Source organism: Saccharopolyspora mangrovi, from assembly GCF_035320975.1.
Lineage (GTDB): Bacteria > Actinomycetota > Actinomycetes > Mycobacteriales > Pseudonocardiaceae > Saccharopolyspora > Saccharopolyspora mangrovi.
Window position 1 is genome coordinate 60,973 of record NZ_JAWLNX010000003.1, and the last position, 22,559, is coordinate 83,531.

Here is a 22,559-nt window from a genome sequence, read left to right on the forward strand (position 1 = left end):
CTGGCCCATGTGCTCGGGGTAGGAAACTGGCAGAAAGCTACCCCATCTGACCGAGCTGATGCTCAAGGAAGGAAGGTCCCAGTTGGGTCCTGACTCGTCCCAGGAACCACAGACCATTTCCCAGGTGGGTGAGTTCAATCTCATCGATCGAGTGACGGCTGGTCGCGAGCAGTCGCCGGGCACGCTCCTCGGCCCGGGCGACGACGCCGCCGTGCTGGCCGCCCCCGACGGCCGCGTGGTGGCCACCACCGACGTGCTGGTGGAGCAGGTCCACTTCCGTTTCGACTGGTCGACACCACACCAGGTGGGGCGCAAGGCGGTCGCGGTGAACCTCTCCGACATCAACGCGATGGGCGCGGTTCCCACCGGCCTGCTGGTCGGTCTCGGCTGCCCGCCCGAGACCCCGGCGGCCCTCGTCGACGAACTCGCGGAAGGTCTGTGGGAAGAGGCACAGCGAGCCGGGATCGGGCTCATCGGGGGCGACATGGTGTCGTCGCCATCACTGACGATCTCGATCACAGCGCTCGGAGATCTGCAGGGAAGAGCACCCGTCACCCGTTCCGGAGCCCGGCCGGGCGATGTGGTCGCGGTCGCCGGCAGGCTCGGCTGGTCGGCGGCGGGCTTAGCCGTGCTGGGCCGCGGATTCCGCTCCCCGGTCGCCGTGGTCGGCGCGCACCGCGTGCCCGAACCGCCCTACGGCGCCGGACCGCAGGCCGCCGTCGCGGGCGCCACGTCCCTGGTGGACACCTCCGACGGGTTGCTGGCCGACCTCGGCCACATCGCCACCGCCTCCGGAGTCGCCATCGACCTGCGCATGGAGCAGGTCGAGATCCCGCAACGGCTCACCGAGGTCGCCTCCGCGCTCGGTGCCGACGCCCGCCACTGGGTCCTCACCGGAGGGGAGGACCAGGCGCTCATCGCCACCTTCCCCGCCAACCGCCCGCTGCCGCCGGACTTCCGCGAGATCGGCGTGGTGGCCGAAGGATCCGGCGTCACCATCGACGGCAACACCTACGAGGGCTCCGTGGGCTGGGAGCACTGGCGCTGACCGAGCCAAGAGAACGCCCCCTGGCCGGGCCAGGGGGCGCTCTCGAATGTGGTGGTTTCGGCGTCAGTTCGCCGGTGCCGCCGCGGGGGATTCCTGCATCAGCGGCTTCTTCGCGGTCTCCTTCATGAGCAGGATCGGCACCAGGGCGACCAGTGCCGCGCCCATCAAGTAGAAGGCGGGGAAGTAGCTGTTGCCGGTGTTGGTCACGACGGAGTCGTTGATCAGCGGCGCAGTACCACCGAAGGCGGCAGTGGAGATGTTATAGCCGACCGAGAACGCCGCGTAGCGGACCTTGGTCGGGAACATCGCCGGCAGCGTCGCGGCCAGCGGCCCGATCAGCTGCACGTGCCCGATCGCCAGCAGCCCCAGGCCCAGGATCGTGGTCAGGACCGTGCCCTGGCCGATCAGCCAGAACGCCGGGATCGGCAGCACCAGGAAGCAGATGGCCGCCGACAGGAACAGCGGCTTGCGTCCGATGCGGTCCGACAGCGCGCCCACCGGCGTGATGATCACCAGCATGAACACGACCGTCAGCAGCAGCGGGACCAGCACCTGGTGCTCCTGCCCGTCGGGCACGTCGAGCGTGTCCGAGAGGTAGGTCTCCATGTAGGTGAGGATCGTGTAGTTGGCGACGTTGATGAGCACCACGATGCCCATCAGGATCAGCAGCTGGCGCCACCACTCGCGGATCAGGTCCCGCAGCGGGGACTTGGCGACCTGGTGGGTGTTTTCCAACTGCTTGAACGCCGGGGTGTCCTCCAGCTTCGAACGCAGGTACAGACCGACACCGCCGAGCGGACCGGCGATGAGGAACGGAATGCGCCAGCCCCAGGTCTCCATCGAAGCGCTGTCCAGCGTCAGGATCAGGACGGTCGGCACCAGAGCACCGAGCCCGAATCCGACCAGGGTGCCGAATTCCAGCCAGCTGCCCCAGAAGCCGCGCTTGCGGTCCGGAGCGAACTCGGCGATGTAAGTCGCGGCACCGCCGTATTCACCACCGGTGGAGAAGCCCTGCACCAACCGGCACAGCAGCAACAGCATCGGCGCGAACAGACCGATGGTGTTGTACGTCGGCAGCAGACCGATGACGAACGTCGAGCCCGACATCAGCAGAATCGTTACCGCGAGCACCTTCTGCCTGCCGATCCGGTCGCCGAGCGGACCGAAGAACAGGCTGCCCAGCGGGCGGAACAGGAAGGAGATGGCGAAGACGCCGAACGCGGAGATGGTCTCCCAAGGGCCGGGGAAGAACTGGTGTCCGACGTAGGCGGCCACGTACGCGTAGACACCGAAGTCGTACCACTCCGTGCAGTTACCGATTGCCGCGGCGCCGACCGCGCGGCGCAGCAACGACTTCTGCTCGGCCTCTGTTTCGGCTGTTTCCTGAGAAGTCATGAGTTTGCGGCCCACCTCCGGGTGTTGTCTCCACGGCCGTGGTCGATTTGGAACTTCGCCAGAACCTAGCCGAGTGGCCATGTCGTGGCCACCAAAAACACGACATCGAGCATTTCCACGTTATTTCGTTTATGCAGAACCGCACGCCGGGCGCACCGGAACCCTCCTCTCGGAGCGTCACTGATTTGACAGGGGAATTTCCGCGATGACGGGCGGAAATGGCGCTTTCGGAGTAGTTGTGATTACGCATGTGAGCTAACTCGCGATCACCGTTACATCATCGGTATGTGACGTGTGACACTGCCGAGTGGTTGTGGGGTTGCGTGGGAGACCCTCGGTGTCGATCGATAACCTGCTCGGCATGGCAGCACGTCCACTGCACGAAACCGTCGAGGCCGGCTGGGCGGAGGCGCTCGCTCCGGTCGCGGACCAGATCTCGGCGATGGGCGACTTCCTGCGCTCCGAGGTCGCCGAGGGCCGCACCTACCTGCCGGCCCCGGAGAACGTGCTGCGCGCGTTCCAGCAGCCGTTCCACGACGTGCGCGTGCTCATCGTCGGCCAGGACCCCTACCCGACGCCGGGGCACCCGGTCGGGCTCAGCTTCTCGGTGGCCCCCGGGGTCGCGCCGCCGCGCAGCCTGGTCAACATCTTCCGCGAGTACAGCGAGGACCTCGGCCACCCGAAGCCCTCCAGCGGCGACCTCACGCCGTGGACCGAGCGAGGAGTGCTGCTGCTCAACCGCGCCCTCACGGTCAGCCCCGGCAAGCCGGGCTCGCACCGGGGCAAGGGCTGGGAGCAGGTCACCGCCCAGGCCATCAAGGCCCTCGCCGCCAGGGAAGAACCCCTGGTCGCGATCCTCTGGGGACGCGACGCCCGCGACCTGCGGCCGCTGATGCCGGGCGTCGAGTGCGTCGAATCACCGCACCCCAGCCCGATGTCGGCAGACCGCGGGTTCTTCGGGTCTCGGCCCTTCAGCAAGGCCAACGAGATCTTGCAGCGGAAGGGCTGGCAACCCATCGACTGGAAGTTGCCGTAGGACCCGCAACGGGAGTTCGTCAGGCAACCGGCGAAGCCGGTTCCTCCTTGCCCCGAGCAAGCAACTGGCACCGCCGCGGGTTCTGAGCGACTTCGTGGCGAGCACGCCGTGACGCCGTGTATTGGACATACATCAGGAACGGCGCGCGGAATCCACGGAGCCGCTCAGGTTCCGCTGCTGGCACCGCTGAGCAAGGGGACCACAGAGTCTTGTCAGTGGGCAGAACTCGCCCCAGGGCAGCAGAAAACCCCGAGGCGAAACCACCCCGGGGCTCCTAGCTCAAGAACAAAACCTCAGCCGCGGACGATCTTGCCGGCCTTCATGCAGGACGTGCAGACGTTCATGCGCTTGCGCTGGGACAGACCGATCTTGGCGTGCACGGTCTGAATGTTCGGGTTCCACCGGCGCTTGGTCTTCCGGTGGGAGTGCGAGACCGAGTTGCCGAAGCCTGGTCCCTTGCCACAGACGTCGCAGACGGCAGCCACGTCAGACACCCCTTACTTTGCTTGACGGTTACAGCGATGAGAGCCCCGCAGCCGTGCCACGCCGAAGCGGAGAGGCACTTGCGGGAGCGCTTCCTGCTCACCGCCGTGCGGCGGCCTGAGCCCGGAGAACCCGGTCGCCCGGGGTCATCGCCACCCTGGGACCGGATCAGTCTAGCCCACCGCCACCGGCTCCTTCCGAGGTGGGGGCCGATGTGCGGCGGAGCACCGTGAGCGCGCCGACTGCGGATAGTCTCGGGTCCAACCGATCCTAACCTGCGTGGGAGGTTCCCGGGTGTTGCGGACGCTGAACGCGGCGACTGCCCGCCGCTGGGCGGACCTGGCCCTGTCGGCGCTGGCCGCCGAGCGCGAGGCGATCGACCGGATCAACGTCTTCCCGGTTGCCGACGGCGACACCGGTACGAACCTGCTGCAGACGATGCGGGCGGCCGTGCGGACCCTCGACGAGACCGCGCCGGACACGCTCGGCGGTGTGCTGGGCGCGCTGGCCAAGGGTGCGCTGGGGGGCGCGTGCGGGAACTCCGGGATGCTGTTCTCGCAGGCCATCAGGGGTCTTGCCGAGCGGCTGGGGGATGCGGTGACCGCCGATGGCGTGCAGTGGCGGGAGGCGCTGCAGCGCGCGGAGGAGCTGGCGCGGCAGGCGGTCGCGGAGCCGCAGGAGGGCACCGTGCTGTCCGTGCTGCGGGCTGCGGCCCGTGGTGGGCAGGACTGCGCTGAGCTCGCGGACGTGGTGCGCGGTTCGACGCGCGCCGCGATCGACGCCCTGGCCGCCACCCCGGCTCAGCTGCCGGTGTTGTCCGAGGCGGGCGTGGTCGACGCCGGCGGGCGCGGTCTGGTGATCCTGCTCGACGCGCTGCACGCCGTGGTGCGCGACGGCGAGTGGCTGGCCCCGAACTCCCCGGATCCGGCCGAGCCGGACCTGCTGGAGCACGAGTCGAGCTTCGACTACGAGGTCATGTACCTGCTGGCCGACACGGATGCCGGTCGGGCGGAGGCGTTGCGCTGGCGGCTGGGCGAGCTGGGCGACTGCGTGTCGGTGGTCGGCGACGGTTCCGGCTCGTGGGCGGTGCACGTGCACTGCGACGACATCGGGGGAGCGATCGAGGCGGGCGTCGAGTCGGGCCGGGCGCACCGCATCAAGGTGACGCGTTTCGCAGATCAGCAGGCCGCCTACGCCCGCGATGTGGCGGTGCTGGCGTGCGTGCCGGGCGAGGACCTCGGCGAGCTCTTCGCGGCCGAGGGCGCCGATGTGCTGGTCAGCGGTTCGCTGCCGTTCCCGGCCGAGCTGCGGGAGGCCTTCACCGCGACCGGGGCCGGGCACGTGGTGGTGCTGCCCAACGACCTGGACACGGCGCTGGTCGTGGAGAGCGCGGTCGCTGACCTGCCGAAGGACTCGCCGGAGGTCGTGGTGGTGCCGACGGCGTCGCCGGTGCAGGGGCTGGCCGCGCTCGCGGTGCACGACCCGAACCGGCGTCGCGCCGACGACCAGGTCGCGATGGCCGAGGCGGCTGCGGCGACGCGTCGCGGGGAGCTCTACGTCGCCGACGCCGAAGCGCTGACCTGGGTCGGCCGCTGCCGTCCCGGCGACATCCTGGGCTTGATCGACGGCGAGGTCGTGCTCATCGGCGAGGACCTCACCGCCACGGCACAGGAGCTGCTCACCCGGATGCTCACGCTCGGGGGCGAGCTGCTGACCGCGCTCGTCGGCGACAACACCCCTGCTGAGCTGCCTGGGGAACTTTCCGCTCACCTGCGTCGCGCGCACCCCGAGGTGGAGATGGCCAGCTATCCGGCGGGCGCGTTGGACGCCCTGCTGCTGATCGGCATCGAGTAGCCGCACTTCGAGGAGGGGAACCTTCCTGCCAGTCGGGGAGGTTCCCCTCCTCGTTGCTGCACGCTTCCCAGATGAAATCGATGGTGCTAGTTTCATTAGCGTCATGTTGCTCTCGTTGGATCTCGAGGACGGGCGGCCGCTGCACGAGCAGGCCGCCGATGCGATCCGTCGTGCCATCGCCGACGGGGAGGTTCAGCCGGGAGACCGGCTGCCGCCCGCGCGCGATCTGGCCGATGCGATGCGCATCAACGCCAACACGGTGCTGCGGGCGTTGCGCGAACTGCGCGCCGAGGGGCTGCTGGAGTTCCGGCGCGGGCGAGGGGTGACCGTGCTGCACCGCCCCGATCCCGAGGCGGGGCTGCGCTCGCAGCTGCGCGACCTGCTGGCCGAGGCACGACGCCGGGGCTTCACCGCCGCCGATCTGACGCGGTGGATCGAGGAGGAATCGTGAACCACCGGAAGACCTTCCTGATCGTCTCGCTCGTCTGGACTGCGGTCGTGACGGTCGCCCTCCTCGCACCGCTGGTGCTGCTGCGCGATCGGCTCCCGGACCCGATCGCCACCCACTGGGGCTTCAGCGGTGTCCCCGACGGGTCCTCGTCCATTGCGGGATTCCCGCTGCTCATGCTGCCGGGATGGCTGGTCCTGGCGGTGTTCGCCGTGGTCGCGGGGACGATGGGCGAGCGACGCGCCCACCGCGCCGGTTCCGCGGCCGGGCTGGGGGCGACGGCCTTCTTCTTCGCGGGGATCACGGCCTCCACGCTGTTGGCGAACCTCGATCACACCGCCTGGCAGGACGCCCGGTTGCCCGGGTGGCACGTGCCGGCGGTGCTGGTCGCAGCGGTGGTGGCCGGCGGCCTCGGGTGGAGGGTCGGCAACCGCGGGCCGGACGAGCCGGGCGCCGAGCACGACTCGGCGGGCGAGCTCGCTCTCGAACCGGGGCAGCGCGCGGTGTGGATCTCGTCGGTGTCCAGCCGGGTCCTGGTCGTCATCGGAGTCGTCGCGGTCCTGGCCGGCGTGGGAGCCCTCGCCCTGGCGACCTGGCAGGTCGCGCTGCCCGCGCTGCTCGGGGGGATCGTCGTGTCGGGCCTGTCGACCGCGCGGATCCGCGTCGACGAGCGCGGGGTGAGTGCCGCCTTCGGGCCGCAGCGCTTCCCGGTGCGCCGGGTCCGGCTGGAGCAGATCAGCAGCGCGGGAGTCGTCCGCCGCCGCGCCCTGGAGGTCGGCGGCTGGGGGTACCGGGTTCTTCCCGCCACCACCGCGATCATGCTGCGCGGCGGCGAGTGCCTGGCGTTGCGGCTGACCTCCGGCCGCGACTTCATCATCAGCGTCGACAGGCCCGAACGCGGTGCGGAGCTGATCAACGCGCTGCTCGCGGAACGCGCGGCGATGTGAGCGCGGGAACCTACCTGCCACCGTTGCACGGGAACCTTCCTGCCACCGCCCGCGCGTCGTCGCGGGTGGTCGGCGGTGTGGTCGGTGCGTGCCGCTAATCTCGAACCGAGTCGTCGAGGGAGCCAGCAGTGCGAATCCGGAGCCGGTACCTGTGGTTGATCACAGGCTGGACGCTGCTCGTGGCCGTGCTTATGCTCGCCGTGCCGCTGGGGGTTCGTGCGCGGCTGCCCGAGCCCATCGCCGTCGAGTGGACCTCGACCGGAACGCCGGAGAGCTCCAGTTCGCTGCGGGACTTCCTGCTCGGCAAGCTGGTGTGGTGGCTGGTGGTCGCGGCGGTGTGGAGCGCGCTGGTGCTGCGCGGTGTGCTGCGCAAGCGGGCCACGGCGGTGACCGGAGCCGTGATGGCGGTGTTCGGCTGGGTGATGCTGGGGACCGTGGTGCTGACCACGATGGCCAACCTGGACGCGCCGGACTTCCGCGACGCCACCGAACTGGCCGGCGAGGGCTGGCTGCTGCTCGGCGCGCTGCCGGTGGCGTGGGCGGGCTGGCGGCTCGGCGGCCGGGAAACCGTCGGTGCCGCCGACTGACTCGCGGTGCCATCCGAGGACGCAGGCGGAGGACTTGCAGTGACCACATTGGACGCCAAGCTCGACCGGTTGTTGGGGGCCAAGACCGGCAAGGCGCTCGAGTCTGCGCTGGGCCTGGTCACCGTCGGCGATCTGCTTCGGCACTACCCCCGCCGCTACGCCGAGCGCGGTGAGCTGACCGCGATCGCCGGGCTGGAGCTCGGCGAGCACGCGACGGTGCTGGCCAAGGTCGAGCGGGTCACCAAGCGCACCATGAAGTCCCGCCGGGGCACCATCGTCGAGGCCCGCATCACCGACGGGCACCGCTCGCTGTCCTGCACGTTCTTCAACCAGGCGTGGCGCGAGCGGGAGCTGATCCCCGGCAAGCGCGGCATGTTCGCCGGCAAGGTCACCGCGTTCCGCGACCAGCTGCAGCTCGCCCACCCCGAGTACCAGCTGTTCGACTCGGAGGCCACCGACGTGGGTGCCGCCGCCGAGGAGTTCGCCAGCGCGCTGCTGCCGGTCTACCCGTCGGCGCAGGGGCTGCCGTCGTGGTCGATCGCGCGCTGCGTGAGCCAGGTCCTGGACGTGTGGGACGGCACCGACGACCCGCTGCCGACCGAGCTCCGCGACCGCCTGGGCATGTCCTCGCTGGAGGACGCGCTGCGCAAGATCCACCGGCCGCAGAACTTCGGCGAGGTCGCCGCCGCGCAGGACCGGCTCAAGTGGGACGAGGCGCTGGCCGTGCAGCTCACGCTCGCCCAGCGTCGCAGCAACACGAAGTCGCACCCGGCGCCGGTGTGCGAGCGCCGCGACGACGGGGTGCGGGTCGCCTTCGACGAGCGGATGCCGTTCGAGCTGACCCGGGGCCAGCAGGAGATCGGCGAGCAGATCGCCGCCGACCTGGGCACCGAGCACCCGATGAACCGCCTGGTCCAGGGCGAGGTCGGCAGCGGTAAGACGATCGTGGCGCTGCGCGCGATGCTGCAGGTCGTCGACGCCGGGCGGCAGGCCGCGATGCTCGCGCCCACCGAGGTGCTGGCCGCCCAGCACGCGCGTTCGCTGCGCGAACTGCTCGGCGACCTGGCGATGGCGGGCGAGCTCGGCGGCGCGGAGAACGCGACCCGGGTGACGCTGCTGACCGGCTCGCTCAACACCGCCCAGCGGCGCCAGGCGATGCTGGAGGCGGCCTCCGGCGAGGCCGGGATCGTCGTGGGCACGCACGCGCTGATCCAGGACAAGGTGTCCTTCGCCGATCTCGGGCTGGTCGTGGTCGACGAGCAGCACCGCTTCGGCGTCGAGCAGCGCGACGCCCTGCGCGCCCGAGCGGGCGAGGAGACCGCGCCGCACGTGCTGGTGATGACGGCGACGCCGATCCCGCGCACGGTGGCGATGACGGTCTACGGCGACCTGGAGACCTCCGCGCTGCGCGAACTGCCGCAAGGGCGTTCGCCGATCAGCACCAGCGTGGTGCCGGTGTCGGAGAAGCCCGCGTGGCTGGACCGGGCGTGGGCGCGCATCCACGAGGAGGTCGCCGCCGGGCACCAGGTGTACGTGGTGTGCCCGCGCATCGGCGACGACGAGGAGAGCTCGGGCAAGGGCAAGAAGGCCAAGAAGTCCACTGTGGATGACGGAGACGGCGAGGAGCCGCCGCCGGACGACGGCGGCGAGCAGCGGCGCCCGCCGGTCGCGGTGATCGACGTGGCCGAGCAGCTGGCGGCGGGGCCGCTCTCCGGGCTGCGGCTGGGAATCCTGCACGGCAGGCTCGCGCCGGACGACAAGGACGCGGTGATGCGCTCCTTCGCCGCGGGCGAGCTGGACGTGCTGGTGGCGACCACGGTGATCGAGGTCGGCGTCAACGTGCCCAACGCGACCGTCATGGTGATCATGGACGCCGACCGGTTCGGCGTCTCCCAGCTGCACCAGCTGCGCGGCCGGGTGGGCCGGGGCAGCGCGCCGGGGCTGTGCCTGCTGGTCACCGAGGCGATGGGCGGCACCACCACGCGCGAGCGGCTGGACGCGGTCGCCTCCACCACCGACGGCTTCGAGCTGGCGCGGCTGGACCTGGAGCTGCGCCGGGAGGGCGACGTCCTGGGCGCCGCGCAGTCGGGCCGCAAGTCCGGCCTGAAGATGCTCTCGCTGCTGCGCGACGAGGACGTCATCGCCCAGGCGCGCGAGGAGGCGGACCGGTTCGTCACGGCCGATCCGGAGCTGCGGGAGCACCCGGGTCTGGCGCGCATGGTGGCCGAGGTGGTCGACGAGGAACGCGCGGAGTACCTCGAAAAGTCCTGATTACCGTCCAGTAGTGGGTGAAAATCCCGGATGCTGGGCAGTTTTGAAGAAAATTCCGGAGAACTCGGAGCGGTCGATCTCGAGCTGTTCCGGCGCGGATCGCCCGTTGTCGGTCGTGAGATGACCACGAGGTGACCTGCAGGCCTCGAATAGGTGAGCGAAAGTTCTGCGCGCGGAAAGATTTCATGATTTTCTTTTCGCTACGCCTTGTGCGCCTCACGCGTTTGGGCTGGTCATGAGGGGTGCAGAGGTCTTCGTCACCTGACGGGTTCTCCCGTTACGGGGAATTTTCGCGGTAGTGTCTCCACACCGACCGACACCTGTTATCCGAGGGAGCCGGCATGTTCCGCAAGGTGCTCGTCGCAAACCGCGGCGAGATTGCGATTCGCGCTTTTCGCGCCGCCTACGAGCTGGGAGCGGGAACCGTCGCGGTCTTCCCGCACGAAGACCGCAACTCGCTGCACCGGCTGAAAGCCGACGAGTCGTACGAGATCGGCGAGCCCGGCCACCCGGTCCGGGCCTACCTGTCCGTCGACGAGATCATCAAAGCCGCGCGTCAGGCGGGCGCCGACGCGGTCTACCCGGGCTACGGCTTCCTCTCGGAGAACCCCGAGCTGGCCAAGGCCTGCCACGAAGCCGGCATCACGTTCGTGGGACCGCAGAAGCAGATCCTCGAGATGACCGGCAACAAGGCCACCGCCGTGGCCGCGGCGCGCGAAGCCGGAGTTCCCGTGCTGGACTCCTCGGCGCCGTCCCGCGACATCGACGAGCTGCTGGCCGCGGCCGAGCAGATGACCTTCCCGGTCTTCGTCAAGGCCGTCGCCGGTGGTGGCGGTCGCGGCATGCGCCGCGTCGACGACCCGGCGGCCCTGCGCGAGGCGCTGGAAGCCGCCATGCGCGAAGCCGAGTCCGCCTTCGGCGACCCGACGGTGTTCCTGGAGCAGGCCGTGGTCAGCCCGCGGCACATCGAGGTGCAGATCCTCGCCGACGGCCAGGGCAACGTCGTGCACCTCTTCGAGCGCGACTGCTCGGTGCAGCGGCGCCACCAGAAGGTCATCGAGATCGCCCCGGCCCCGAACCTCGACCCGCAGCTGCGGGAGCGGATCTGCGCCGACGCGGTCGCCTTCGCCCGCAAGATCGGCTACGTCAACGCCGGAACCGTCGAGTTCCTCGTCGACGAGCGCGGCAACCACGTCTTCATCGAGATGAACCCACGCATCCAGGTCGAGCACACCGTGACCGAAGAGGTCACCGACGCCGACCTGGTCCAGTCGCAGCTGCGCATCGCCGCCGGCGAGACGCTGGAAGACCTGGGCATGACCCAGGACAAGATCCAGCTGCGCGGTGCCGCCCTGCAGTGCCGCATCACCACCGAGGACCCGGCCAACGGGTTCCGCCCCGACACCGGCATGATCAGCGCCTACCGCTCGCCCGGCGGCGCGGGCATCCGCCTCGACGGCGGCACCGCCTTCGCCGGCACCAGCATCAGCGCGCACTTCGACTCGATGCTGGTCAAGCTGTCCTGCCGGGGCCGCGACTTCCCGACCGCGGTGGGCCGCGCCCGCCGCGCCCTCGCCGAGTTCCGGATCCGCGGCGTCTCCACGAACATCCCGTTCCTGCAGGCGGTGCTCGACGACGACGACTTCGGCCAGGGCCGCGTCACCACTTCCTTCATCGACGAGCGCCCGCAGCTGCTCACCGCCCGGCACTCCGCCGACCGCGGTACCCGGCTGCTGAACTACCTCGCCGACGTCACCGTCAACCAGCCCAACGGTCCGCGCCCCACAGCGGCCGACCCGAGCTTCAAGCTCCCCGAGGTCGACCTGACCGCGGCCCCGCTGCCCGGCACCAAGCAGAAGCTCACCGAACTCGGCCCGGAGGGCTTCGCGCGCTGGATGCGCGAGGCCAAGCACGTCGGCGTCACCGACACCACGTTCCGCGACGCCCACCAGTCGCTGCTGGCCACCCGCGTGCGCAGCAAGGACCTGCTGGCCGTCGCGCCGCACGTGGCCCGGATGACGCCGGACCTGTTCTCGGTCGAGTGCTGGGGCGGCGCCACCTACGACGTGGCGCTGCGCTTCCTCGCCGAGGACCCGTGGGAGCGGCTGGGCAAGCTGCGCGAGGCCATCCCCAACGTCTGCCTGCAGATGCTGCTGCGCGGCCGCAACACCGTCGGCTACACCCCGTACCCGACGGAGGTGACCGAGCACTTCGTGCAGGAGGCCACCAACACCGGCATCGACATCTTCCGGATCTTCGACGCCCTCAACGACGTCGAGCAGATGCGCCCGGCCATCGAAGCCGTGCGCAACACCGGCAAGTCCGTCGCCGAAGTCGCGCTGTGCTACACCGCTGATCTGTCCAACCCGGACGAGAAGCTGTACACACTGGACTACTACCTGCGGCTGGCCGAGCAGATCGTCGACGCCGGCGCGCACGTGCTGGCCATCAAGGACATGGCGGGACTGCTGCGCCCGCCGGCCGCGGCGAAGCTCGTCTCCGCGCTGCGCGCGGAATTCGACCTGCCGGTGCACCTGCACACCCACGACACCCCGGGCGGGCAGCTGGCCACCTACATGGCCGCCATCCAGTCCGGTGTGGACGCCGTGGACGCGGCGACCGCGTCGATGGCGGGCACCACCTCGCAGCCCGCGCTGTCCTCTTTGGTCGCGGCCACCGACTACACCGAGCGCACCACCGGCCTGGACCTGCAGGCCGTGTGCGACCTGGAGCCCTACTGGGAGTCGGTCCGCAAGATCTACCAGCCCTTCGAAGCCGGGCTGGCCTCGCCGACCGGCCGCGTCTACTCCCACGAGATCCCCGGCGGTCAGCTGTCCAACCTGCGCACCCAGGCGGTCGCGCTCGGTCTCGGCGACAAGTTCGAGGAGATCGAGGCCATGTACGCCGCCGCGGACCGCATCCTCGGCCGGCTGGTCAAGGTCACCCCGTCGTCGAAGGTCGTCGGCGACCTGGCGCTGCACCTGGTCGGTGCGGGCGTCGACCCGGCCGACTTCGAGGCCGAGCCGCGCAAGTTCGACATCCCGGACTCGGTGATCGGGTTCCTGCAGGGCGAGCTGGGCGACCCGCCCGCCGGGTGGCCGGAGCCGTTCCGCACCCGCGCGCTGGAAGGCCGCACCACCACCCGCAAGCTCGCCGAGCTGTCCGCCGAGGACCGCGACGGGCTGGTCAACGACCGGCGCAACACGCTCAACCGGCTGATGTTCGCCAAGCCCACCAAGGAGTTCCAGGACCACCGCGACGCCTACGGCGACACCTCGCTGCTGCGCAGCAAGGACTTCTTCTACGGCCTCAAGCCGGGGGAGGAGTACTCGGTGGACCTCGAGCCCGGCGTGCGGCTGCTCATCGGCCTGGAGGCCATCAGCGAACCTGACGAGCGCGGCATGCGCACCGTGATGGCGGTGCTCAACGGGCAGCTGCGGCCCATCCAGGTCCGCGACCGCTCGGTGGCCAGCGACCTGCCGGTCGCCGAGAAGGCCGACCGCGGCAACCCGGGTCACGTCCCCGCCCCGTTCGCGGGCGTGGTCACCCTCGCCGTCGCCGAAGGTGACGCCGTCGAGTCGGGCGAGACGGTCGCCACGATCGAGGCGATGAAGATGGAGGCCGCCATCACCGCTCCGCAGAGCGGTCAGGTCAAGCGCCTGGCCATCGGCGCGGTGCAGCAGGTCGAGGGCGGCGACCTCATCATCGAGCTCGGCTGACCCACCCTGCCGGACCCCGCGTAGCGGGCCGCTTCCCCCACGGGAGGCGGCCCGCTTCGTCTGCTGCACCCGAATTTCGCGCGAAATTCGAACGCCTCACCCGCGTTCGGGCGTGTACCCGCAGGTCAGGGTGCTGCCCCGGCTGGTGGTTCGAACTTCGCGCGAAATTCGACTTGGATGCCGGGCCCTCGAATTTCGCGCGAAATTGGGAAGGTCTGCAGGTGGAGTGATCTTCGGTCGAGGGCGCGCTGGTTCTGGTCGAGTGCGGGCCGGGACCCGGAGCGTCGGCCCAGGCGTTCGAGCGGATCGACGGTCAGTAGCCGGCCTCGGACCAGGAAGCGAGGATCTCGGTGACCTGTTCCCGCTGCTGCGGGGACAAGCTGCCGGCCGGTGGCCGGACACCCGCACCGCACAAGCCCTGCTGGGCCAAGGCCTCCTTGACCACGGCGACGTTGCAGGCCGTGGCGTCCTCGGCGCGCATCTTCTCGAACGGGGCGATCAGCGACCACAACCGCCGGACCTGCTCCCGGTCGCCGGAGCGCAGGGCGGCCAGGTAGTCCAGCGAGAGCGTCGGGGCGACGTTGACCCCGCCCGAGGTGAACCCGGCCGCGCCCAGCGGCCAGAACGACGGTGCCCACCGCTCGGCGAGCCCGCACGACCAGGCCACCCGGTCCGCGCCCAGCGAGGCGCAGATGTCGCCGAAGCGCAGCGGATCCGGCACCGCGTACTTGATGCCGACCACGTTCGGGCAGGCGTCGAACAGCGAGCCCAGCGCATCGGCACCGATGCGGGCGTCCTTGACGTAGAGCACGAATCCGAGACCGGGCGCGGACTGCGCGACCTCCCGGTTGTAGGCCACCCACCCGGCCACCGACTGGTGCGGGTGCACCGGCTGGTGCAGCATCGCCAGCGGCGCGCCCAGCTGCTGCACCGCCACCGCCATGTCCTTGGCGGTGGCGATGTCGTAGCCGATGCCCGGCATCACCACCGAGCCACCCGCGGCGCTCGCGGCGACCTCGTTGGCGCGCTGCCACTCCTCGCGGGACAGCGCGTAGAACTCGCTGGTGTTGCCGTTGGGCGTGATCACGTGCACCCCGGTCTCGCCCATCCGCGCCACGATCGCCTCGTAGCCGGACCAGTCCGGTGCGCCCGTGCCGTCGAACGGGGTCACGGTGATCGCGGTGACCCCGCGCAGCGCATCAACGCTGGTGACCATCGTCGCTCCGCTCGTCTCAGTGGATGGCCGGTTCGGGTGCGCCGCCGGTGCCTTCGAGGAAGTCGAAGTCGCAGCCCTTGTCGGCCTGGGTGATGTGCTTGGCGAACAACTTGCCGTAGCCGCGCGCGAAGACCGGCTCCGGCTGCTTCCACTCGGCGCGCCTGCGCTCCAGCTCCTCGGCGTCGACGTGCAGGTCCAGCCGACGGCCGGGCACGTCGAGCTCGACGAGGTCGCCGTCGCGGACCAGCGCCAACGGCCCGCCCGCGAACGACTCCGGGGCCACGTGCAGCACGCAGGTGCCGTAGCTGGTGCCGCTCATCCGCGCGTCGGAGATCCGGACCATGTCGGTGACGCCCCGCTGCAGCAGCTTCTTCGGGATCGGCAACATGCCCCACTCCGGCATGCCCGGCCCGCCCAGCGGACCGGCACCGCGCAGGACTAGCACCGAGTTCTCGTCGACGTCGAGGTCGTCGGCGTCGATGCGCGCGTCCATGTCCTCGTAGGAGTCGAAGACGACGGCCTCGCCGGTGTGCCGCAGCAGCTCCGGGCTGGCCGCGCTGGTCTTGATCACGCAGCCGTCGGGTGCCAGCGACCCGCGCAGCACCGCCAGCCCGCCCTGCTCGGACAGCGGGTTGTCGCGGCGGCGGATCACGTCGGCGTCGTGGATCTCGGCGCCGTCGAGGTTCTCGCCGAGCGTCCGGCCGTTGACGGTGACCGCATCGCGGTGCAGCAGCTCGCCGAGCTCGGCCATCAGCCCGCGCAGCCCGCCCGCGTCGTGGAAGTCCTCCATCAGGTAGTCGCCCGAAGGCCGGATGTTGGCCAGCGCCGGGACCACGCGGGACAGCTCGTCGAAGACCTCCAGCGGCAGGTCGACCTCGGCGCGACCGGCCATCGCGACCAGGTGGATCACCGCGTTCGTGGAACCGCCCATCGCCATCACCACCGCGACGGCGTTCTCGAAGGACTCCCGGGTGAGGACCTCGCTCGGCTTGACGTCCTCCCAGACCAGGTCGACGACGCGGCGGCCGGTGGCCACCGCGAGCTGCCGGTGGTTGGAGAACGCCGCCGGGATCGACGAGCCGCCGCTGAGGGTCAGCCCCAGGGCCTCGGCCGCGGCGGTCATCGTCGAGGCGGTGCCCATCGTCATGCAGTGACCGGGCGAGCGGGCGATGCCGTCCTCGATCTCGCCCCACTCCTTCTCGCCGATGGTGCCCGCGCGGCGCTGCGCCCAGTACTTCCAGGTGTCCGAACCGGATCCCAGCGTCACGCCCTTCCAGCGGCCCTTGAGCATCGGACCGGCGGGCAAGAAGATCGACGGCACGTCGACGCTGGTCGCGCCCATGATCAGACCTGGCGTGGTCTTGTCGCAGCCGCCCATCAGCACGCAGCCGTCGATGGGGTAAGAGCGCAGCAGCTCCTCGGTCTCCATCGCCAGCATGTTCCGGTAGAGCATCGTGGTCGGCTTCTGGAACGGCTCCGACAGCGACATCGCCGGCAGCTCCAGCGGGAACCCGCCCGCCTGGTGCACGCCGCGCTTGACGTCCTCGACGCGCTCGCGGAAGTGCGTGTGGCACGGGTTGATGTCGCTCCAGGTGTTGACGATGCCGATCACCGGCCTGCCCGAGTAGTCCTCGGCGTCGTAGCCCATCTGCTTGGCGCGGGACTTGTGCCCGAACGAGCGCATGGTGTCCACGCCGAACCAGCGGTGGCTGCGCAGCTGCTCGGCGGTGAGCCTGGGACGGGACATGGCCGGCGAGCTCCCTTCCGGTGTCTGGAACTTCGCTGTTCGTGCGACTTGACTGGAGATCGTGCTGGGGCCGGGGCTTGCTCGTGCGGTATATGATATCTCAGACGTCCGACGATGCGAAGGGTCGAAGATGGTGAGCACCCCGGTCAAGGCATCCGATCCGCTCCCGGAGGGCACGCGGGAGGCGCTGCGCTACGCCAGCACGGCGACCATCACCACGCAGCTGCTCTCGCGCGGCCTGCGCAACCAGTTCATGCAGGGCGTGCGCGCGCTGAACCCCGCGCAGGTCAACATGGTCGGCGTCGCCTTCACGCTGCGCTTCATCCCCGCGCGCGAGGACATCGACGTGCTCTCGGTGTTCCAGGACTACGACCACCCGCAGCGCAAGGCCGTGGAATCGGTGAGCCCCGGTGAGGTGCTGGTCATCGACTCGCGCGGGCAGCAGCGCGCCGCCTCGCTCGGCCACATCCTGGCCACGCGGCTGCTGCACCGGGGCTGCGCGGGCGTGGTCACCGACGGCTCGGTGCGCGACTCGGACGGCTTCGCGGTGCTGGAGATGCCGACGTTCGCGATGAACCCGTCCGCCAACACCAACCTGATCCAGCACCACGCGGTCGACATGCAGGTCCCCATCGGCTGCGGCGAGGTCGCCGTCTACCCGGGCGACGTGCTCGTCGGCGACTCCGACGGGGTCGTGTGCATCCCGCGCCACTTGGCCGACGAGGTCGCCGAAGCCGCTGCGACCCAAGAACATCTCGAATCGTTCGTCCTGTCCAGGGTGGAATCCGGGCACGCGCTGCGCGGCACGTACCCGCCGGACGAGACGACCCGCGCCGCCTACGAGGCATGGGCCGCCGAAAACCCCTGGCGATGGCCCATTCCCGGTTCGACCCCGTCGTGAAGGAGGCGTGAGGTGCGGGTTTCCGCTGGAGCAGTGCGCGAGCTGATCGTCGACGTCCTCACCGCGTGGGGCATGGACCGCGACCTGGCCGACATCACCGCCGAGGTGATGGCCGAAACCGACCTGGCGGGCATCGACTCGCACGGCGTGTCGATGCTGATGACCTACGAGCAGTTCCGCGCCGAAGGCAGGATCGACCTGCGCGCCCGGCCCTCCGTGGTGCGCGAGGACGCCGCATCGGCGCTGGTCGACGCGCACGGCGGCATCGGGCACCCGGCGAGCGAGTTCGCCATGCGGATGGCCGTCGACAAGGCCAAGACCGGCACCGTCGGCGTGGTCTCGGTGGTCAACTCGCACCACTTCGGCGCCGCCGGCCACTACGCCGAGATGGCCGCGCGGCAGGGCGTGCTCGGCCTGGTCACCAGCTCGGCCAACCTGCCCGCCTCCCCGCCGACCGGATCGGTGGTGCCGATGCTGGCCACCAACCCGATCGCGTTCGCCGCACCGGCCCAGCGCAACCCGCACTTCCTGCTCGACATCGCCACCACCACGGCCGCCGTCAACAAGGTCAAGGTCTACGACTTCCACGGAACTCCCCTCCCGGAGGGCTGGGTGGTCGACGCCTACGCCCGTCCGGTGACCGATGCGGGCCGGGCGCTGGGCATCCTGCGCGACGACGACATCGGCGGGCTGACCCCGCTCGGCGGAACAGCGGAGATGGGTTCGCACAAGGGCTACGGGCTGAGCATGATGGCGCACGTCCTGGCCGCCACGCTGTGCGGCGGAGCGTTCCCGGCGAGCCGGAAACCCGAGGACCCGCACAACATCGGGCACTTCTTCCTCGCCATCGACCCGAGCGGTTTCCGCCCGCCCGGCGAGTTCGAGGACGACCTCGACGACGCCATCGACCAGCTGCACGCGACACCACCGCTCAGCCCGGACGAACCCGTCCGGGTGGCGGGGGACCCGCAGGCCGTTGCCCGGGAAGAGCGCTCCCGGCTGGGGATTCCGATGCCGGACACCCTCCTCGAGCAGCTGCGCGGGGTCGCCGAACGCGCCGGGGTGCGGTCAGCTCTCTAAGAAGTCGCCGAGCCTGGCGTCCGCGGTGAGCACGTCGGGATCGGTGCGCACGTCCAGCACGCATGGGCGGTCCTCGGCCAGCGCCGCCCTGATCGCCGGCTCCAGCTGCTCGCGGGTGTCGACGGTGTGCCCGGCGGCTCCGAGGCTGCGCGCCCAGGCCGCGAAGTCCACCGCGCCGATGTCCACCGCGGACATCGAGCGGCTGCTCTTGACCTGGTGCAGCGCGATCGTGCCGTACAGGCCGTTCTGGAACACCACCACGACGATGGGAGCCGCGTGCCGCACCGCCGTCTCGATCTCCTGGCCGGTCATCAGCGCGCCGCCGTCACCGACCATCGCGAGCACCGCGCGCTCGGGCGCGACGAGCTTGGCGGCCACGGCCGAGGGGACCGCGTAGCCCATCGCCCCGTTGCAGGGGCCGAGCTGCGTGCGCGGCTCGGTGAAGCCCCAGTAGCGGTGCGCGAACCCGGAGAAGTTGCCCGCGTCGTTGGTGACCACCGCGTCGCGCGGCGCGAGCTCGCGCAGCGCGCGCACCACCTCCGTCGGGTGCAGCGCCGACCCGGGCGCGAAATCAGGTGGGGTCATGAACTCGCGGGCCGCGGCGTGCGCGGCCGACCAGTCCCGCTGCCTCGCCGGTGCCTTCGCGCGCAGCTCGGCGAGCGCCGACGGCGGCAGCTGGAGGTGTTCCTGCTCGACCAGCGGGAACCGGAAGCCCTGGCTGGTCACCTCGTCGAGCCGCATGCCGACGGTGAGCACCACGTCGGCGTTCTCCAGCGCCTTGAGCTGCGCGTCCGGCACCGACAGGCCCAGGTGCCCGGCAAACTGGGGGTGGTCCTCCGGGAAGGAGTCCTGGCGCCGGAAACCCGTGTAGACCGCGAGCCCGAGCGCTTCGGCGGTGGCGACCAGCTCGCGGTGGCTCTCGGGATCGCGGGCGCCGGCGATCATCACCGGACTGCGCGCCGCGCCGAGGCGTTCGGCCGCCCCGGCGACGTCGGGTGCTTCGGCCGGAACCGCTTCGGGAACCGGGAGCGGACCGGGGAAGGGCTCGTCCCAGAAGTCGCTGGGCACCGCCACCACGGCCGGACCCGGACGCGGGCCGGTGGCCTGCGCCAGGGCCTCGGCGACCAGGCCCGGCACCTCGGCGGCGGTGCTGGGCTGCGCGGACCAGTTCGCCAGATGTGCGTACATCGCGGCCAGGTCGACCTCCTGGAAGCTCTCGCGGCCCAGCTTGGTCGAGGGCACCTGCCCGAGCAGCACCACCATCGGGGTGTGGTCCTGCCGCGCGGTGTGCACGCCGATCGACAGGTTCGTGGCGCCCGGGCCGCGACTGGCCATCGCCACCGCGGGGACGCCGCGCAACTTGCCGCACGCCTCCGCCATGAACGCCGCGCCGCTCTCGTGCCGCGTGGAAACCAGCGTCAGCTCCGGGGATTCGCTGAACGCGTCGAGCAACCCCAGGAACGACTCGCCGGGCACGGTGAAGCCGTGTTCGACCCCCGCGTCGGCGAGCACGCGGGCCACGGCCTGAGCGACTGTACGCATGGTTCCCTCGCAGTGTCCGATCCCGGAGCAGCATGAGATATCATACACCAACCGGCGCTCGAGACGCGGAATTCGCTGGTCGCCCGGCCGTGTCGGGCGCTGTTGATATATCATCGAGGGCGTGACACAGCTGGCCAGCGATTCCTCCGGACTGCGTCCCCTGAACGGGCCCGCCAGCCGCACCGACCTGGTCGCGGATTCCATCCGCAACGCGATCCTGGCCGGTGAGCTGCGCCCCGGGGAGACGCTGGTCGAGCGGCGCCTGTCCGAGCTGCTCGGCGTGTCGAAGACACCGGTGCGCGAGGCCCTGATCGGCATGGCGCACACCGGCCTGGTCACGGTGGTGCCGAACAAGGGGATCACCGTCCGCCGGCTCGACCTCGAAGACGTCCGCAAGGTCTACGAAGTCCGCAGGTTGCTGGAGCCGTGGGCCGCCAAGATGACCACCCGCAGCGGGTCGACCGACGTGGTGCAGCGCGCGCAGGAGGCGCTCAACGAAGCCGCCGGGCTGCTCAGCGCGGGCAACAACCACCAGTTGAGCATGGCCAACCGCCGCTTCCACCGGTCGCTGTACGCCGGCTGCGGCAACGCCCTGGTCATCGACCAGCTCGACGACCTGCAGGACCTCACCGCGCTCGGTGTCGTGAACCTGCTGTGGGACCGCTGGCCCACCTGGCGCGAGGAATTCGTCGAGCACGCCGAGATCCTGGCCGCCGTCAACGACGGCAACGACGACGAAGCCGAACGCCTCGTCCGCGAGCACATCCAGAAGTCCCTCACGAACCTTGAAGCGGCCGAGAAGGCCGACTCCTGAACGGCGGCGGGCCCCGCCCGCACCGGACGAGGCCCGCCGTCGCTCACCCGAACATCGGTCTCTGCTCGTCCAAGGGCTTGACCTTCACGACGAACGCGTAGAAGAACGCGCCGAGCACGCACATCGCGCCGGCGAACACCAGCGGCCACACGTAGGCGAACTGCCCGGTGCCGAGCAGGAACCCGATCACGATCGGCCCGATGATCCCGCCCAGCTGCGAGCCGAAGTTCTGCACCCCGGTCAGCGACGCCACGTTGCGCGGCGTGGGTGCCACGTCCGCCGGGAGCGACAGCAGCGCGCCCGTGGACACCGCAGCGCTGCAGTAGGACACCGTCAGGAACACCAACGCCCACACCGGGTTCGGGGCGATCGACGCGAGCGCGATCGTCGAAGCCCCGAGCATGCCGATCACCAGCGGGATCTTGCGCGCCATCGCCAGCGGGGTGCCGCGCCGAACCAGCCAGTCGGAGAACAATCCGCCGACCCAGTTCGCCACCATCGCCGCCAAACCCGGGATCGCGCCGAACAAACCGAGCTCCAGCAGCGAGAAACCCTGCTGGTTGACCAGGAAGTCCGGGTACCAGGTGATGAAGAAGTAGATGATCACGCCGCGGCAGGTGTACCCGGCCACCAGCGCCCAGGTCGTGGAGTAGCGGAACAGGTCCCGCCACTTCATCGGCTGCTTGCCGCCCTCGTCGAGCTCCTTCTCCTCGGTGCGACCGCCGCCCTGCTCGATGTAGTCGATCTCGGCCTGGTTGGCCCACTTCTGCCGCCGCGGTGAGCGGTAGACCAGCAGCCACACCACGACCCACACCAGGCCCAGCGCGCCGGTGACCACGAACGAGCCGCGCCAGCCGACCAGCGCGATCAGCAGCGTCACCAGCGGAACCGACAGCGCGCTGCCGAACTCCGAACCGGTGTCGAAGATCGACGACGCGAAAGCCCGCTCCTTGCGCGGGAACCACTCCGACACCACTCGCGCGTTGGCCGACTGCACCGGTGCCTCGCCGACGCCCAGTGCCAGCCTGCACCCGATCACCCCGGCGAATCCCCTGGTCAACGCGGTTGCCGCGGTGCCCAGCGACCACCACACCACGGCGATCGCGTAGAGGGCTCGGGGTCCGTAGCGGTCCATCAGCCAGCCGCCCGGCAGCTGGAAGATCGCGTAGGTCCAGAAGAACGACGACAGCATGATGCCCTTGAGCTCGTCGGAGAACTGGAGCTCCTGCTGCATGGAATCGCTGGCGACGCTGAGGTTCGCGCGGTCGATGTAGGCGATGGCCGTCGCCAGGGCGACCAGGACGACCATCAGCCAGCGGACCTGGGACCGCTTGCCGGTGGGCTTCGTTGCGCTTGCCGTGGACATGGCGGGTTCGTGCATGCAACCACCCCGTCGTGACGCATGATATCTCATATCCCACGCTAAGTGCGCTGCGTCACCCGGTCAACCGCCGTGGCCCTCGCGGAGCGG

17 protein-coding genes are annotated in these 22,559 nt (G+C 70.3%); 11 read left to right on the top strand and 6 right to left on the bottom strand.

The window, feature by feature from the left end:
• The first annotated feature begins 58 nt into the window (after window positions 1–58).
• Window positions 59–1,048 carry a thiamine-phosphate kinase gene (locus tag R4I43_RS05185; RefSeq protein WP_324264358.1) on the top strand — a complete coding sequence of 330 codons (990 nt, stop codon included), beginning with the start codon at window positions 59–61 and terminating at the stop codon, window positions 1,046–1,048.
• A gap of 63 nt (window positions 1,049–1,111) precedes the next feature.
• On the opposite strand, the gene R4I43_RS05190 is transcribed toward R4I43_RS05185, so the two are convergent.
• Entirely contained in the window at window positions 1,112–2,443 is a 1,332-nt protein-coding gene (locus R4I43_RS05190) for an MFS transporter (RefSeq protein WP_324264359.1), read from the bottom strand.
• Between the two features lie 361 nt (window positions 2,444–2,804).
• Between R4I43_RS05190 and R4I43_RS05195 the strand changes: the two genes are divergently transcribed.
• The gene (locus R4I43_RS05195) at window positions 2,805–3,479 is read left to right on the top strand and encodes a uracil-DNA glycosylase (protein WP_324264638.1); all 675 of its coding nucleotides are present in this window, start codon (window positions 2,805–2,807) and stop codon (window positions 3,477–3,479) included.
• A gap of 293 nt (window positions 3,480–3,772) precedes the next feature.
• Here R4I43_RS05195 and rpmB read toward each other — a convergent pair whose 3' ends face one another.
• Window positions 3,773–3,964: a 50S ribosomal protein L28 gene (gene rpmB / locus R4I43_RS05200; protein ID WP_281454936.1), complete on the bottom strand. Its 192-nt coding sequence runs from the start codon at window positions 3,962–3,964 to the stop codon at window positions 3,773–3,775.
• Window positions 3,965–4,256: 292 nt separating this feature from the next.
• On the opposite strand from rpmB, the gene R4I43_RS05205 reads away from it, so the two are divergent.
• The 6 genes from R4I43_RS05205 (at window position 4,257) to R4I43_RS05230 (ending at window position 13,788) form a co-directional block, all read left to right on the top strand.
• The gene (locus R4I43_RS05205) at window positions 4,257–5,816 is read left to right on the top strand and encodes a DAK2 domain-containing protein (protein WP_324264360.1); all 1,560 of its coding nucleotides are present in this window, start codon (window positions 4,257–4,259) and stop codon (window positions 5,814–5,816) included.
• Window positions 5,817–5,919: 103 nt separating this feature from the next.
• A complete protein-coding gene (locus tag R4I43_RS05210; protein ID WP_324264361.1) occupies window positions 5,920–6,267 on the top strand; it encodes a GntR family transcriptional regulator in 348 nt (115 codons plus the stop codon).
• Complete coding sequence (locus R4I43_RS05215) at window positions 6,264–7,211, top strand: SdpI family protein (RefSeq protein WP_324264362.1); 948 nt, start codon at window positions 6,264–6,266, stop codon at window positions 7,209–7,211. The genes R4I43_RS05210 and R4I43_RS05215 overlap by 4 nt, the downstream gene beginning before the upstream one ends.
• Before the next feature lie 128 nt (window positions 7,212–7,339).
• A complete protein-coding gene (locus R4I43_RS05220; RefSeq protein WP_324264363.1) occupies window positions 7,340–7,798 on the top strand; it encodes a hypothetical protein in 459 nt (152 codons plus the stop codon).
• 39 nt (window positions 7,799–7,837) lie between these two features.
• The gene (gene recG / locus R4I43_RS05225) at window positions 7,838–10,069 is read left to right on the top strand and encodes an ATP-dependent DNA helicase RecG (protein ID WP_324264364.1); all 2,232 of its coding nucleotides are present in this window, start codon (window positions 7,838–7,840) and stop codon (window positions 10,067–10,069) included.
• A 341-nt stretch (window positions 10,070–10,410) separates the two neighbouring features.
• Window positions 10,411–13,788 carry a pyruvate carboxylase gene (locus tag R4I43_RS05230; protein WP_324264365.1) on the top strand — a complete coding sequence of 1,126 codons (3,378 nt, stop codon included), beginning with the start codon at window positions 10,411–10,413 and terminating at the stop codon, window positions 13,786–13,788.
• Window positions 13,789–14,101: 313 nt separating this feature from the next.
• Here R4I43_RS05230 and R4I43_RS05235 read toward each other — a convergent pair whose 3' ends face one another.
• Together R4I43_RS05235 and araD are read right to left on the bottom strand one after the other, a co-directional pair.
• The gene (locus R4I43_RS05235) at window positions 14,102–15,004 is read right to left on the bottom strand and encodes a dihydrodipicolinate synthase family protein (RefSeq protein WP_324264366.1); all 903 of its coding nucleotides are present in this window, start codon (window positions 15,002–15,004) and stop codon (window positions 14,102–14,104) included.
• 16 nt (window positions 15,005–15,020) lie between these two features.
• A complete protein-coding gene (araD, locus tag R4I43_RS05240; RefSeq protein WP_324264367.1) occupies window positions 15,021–16,751 on the bottom strand; it encodes an L-arabinonate dehydratase in 1,731 nt (576 codons plus the stop codon).
• Between the two features lie 130 nt (window positions 16,752–16,881).
• Between araD and R4I43_RS05245 the strand changes: the two genes are divergently transcribed.
• A complete protein-coding gene (locus tag R4I43_RS05245) occupies window positions 16,882–17,652 on the top strand; it encodes a ribonuclease activity regulator RraA (protein WP_324264368.1) in 771 nt (256 codons plus the stop codon).
• A 12-nt stretch (window positions 17,653–17,664) separates the two neighbouring features.
• Complete coding sequence (locus tag R4I43_RS05250) at window positions 17,665–18,732, top strand: Ldh family oxidoreductase (RefSeq protein ID WP_324264369.1); 1,068 nt, start codon at window positions 17,665–17,667, stop codon at window positions 18,730–18,732.
• Here the strand turns inward: R4I43_RS05250 and R4I43_RS05255 are convergent.
• Window positions 18,721–20,274 carry a thiamine pyrophosphate-dependent enzyme gene (locus R4I43_RS05255; RefSeq protein WP_324264370.1) on the bottom strand — a complete coding sequence of 518 codons (1,554 nt, stop codon included), beginning with the start codon at window positions 20,272–20,274 and terminating at the stop codon, window positions 18,721–18,723. The genes R4I43_RS05250 and R4I43_RS05255 overlap by 12 nt on opposite strands.
• Window positions 20,275–20,395: 121 nt before the next feature.
• Between R4I43_RS05255 and R4I43_RS05260 the strand changes: the two genes are divergently transcribed.
• The gene (locus tag R4I43_RS05260) at window positions 20,396–21,088 is read left to right on the top strand and encodes a GntR family transcriptional regulator (protein WP_324264371.1); all 693 of its coding nucleotides are present in this window, start codon (window positions 20,396–20,398) and stop codon (window positions 21,086–21,088) included.
• 43 nt (window positions 21,089–21,131) lie between these two features.
• Here the strand turns inward: R4I43_RS05260 and R4I43_RS05265 are convergent, their stop codons facing one another.
• Window positions 21,132–22,469 (bottom strand): MFS transporter, encoded by a 1,338-nt coding sequence (locus tag R4I43_RS05265; RefSeq protein WP_324264372.1) that lies wholly within the window; start codon window positions 22,467–22,469, stop codon window positions 21,132–21,134.
• Window positions 22,470–22,559: the final 90 nt, after the last annotated feature.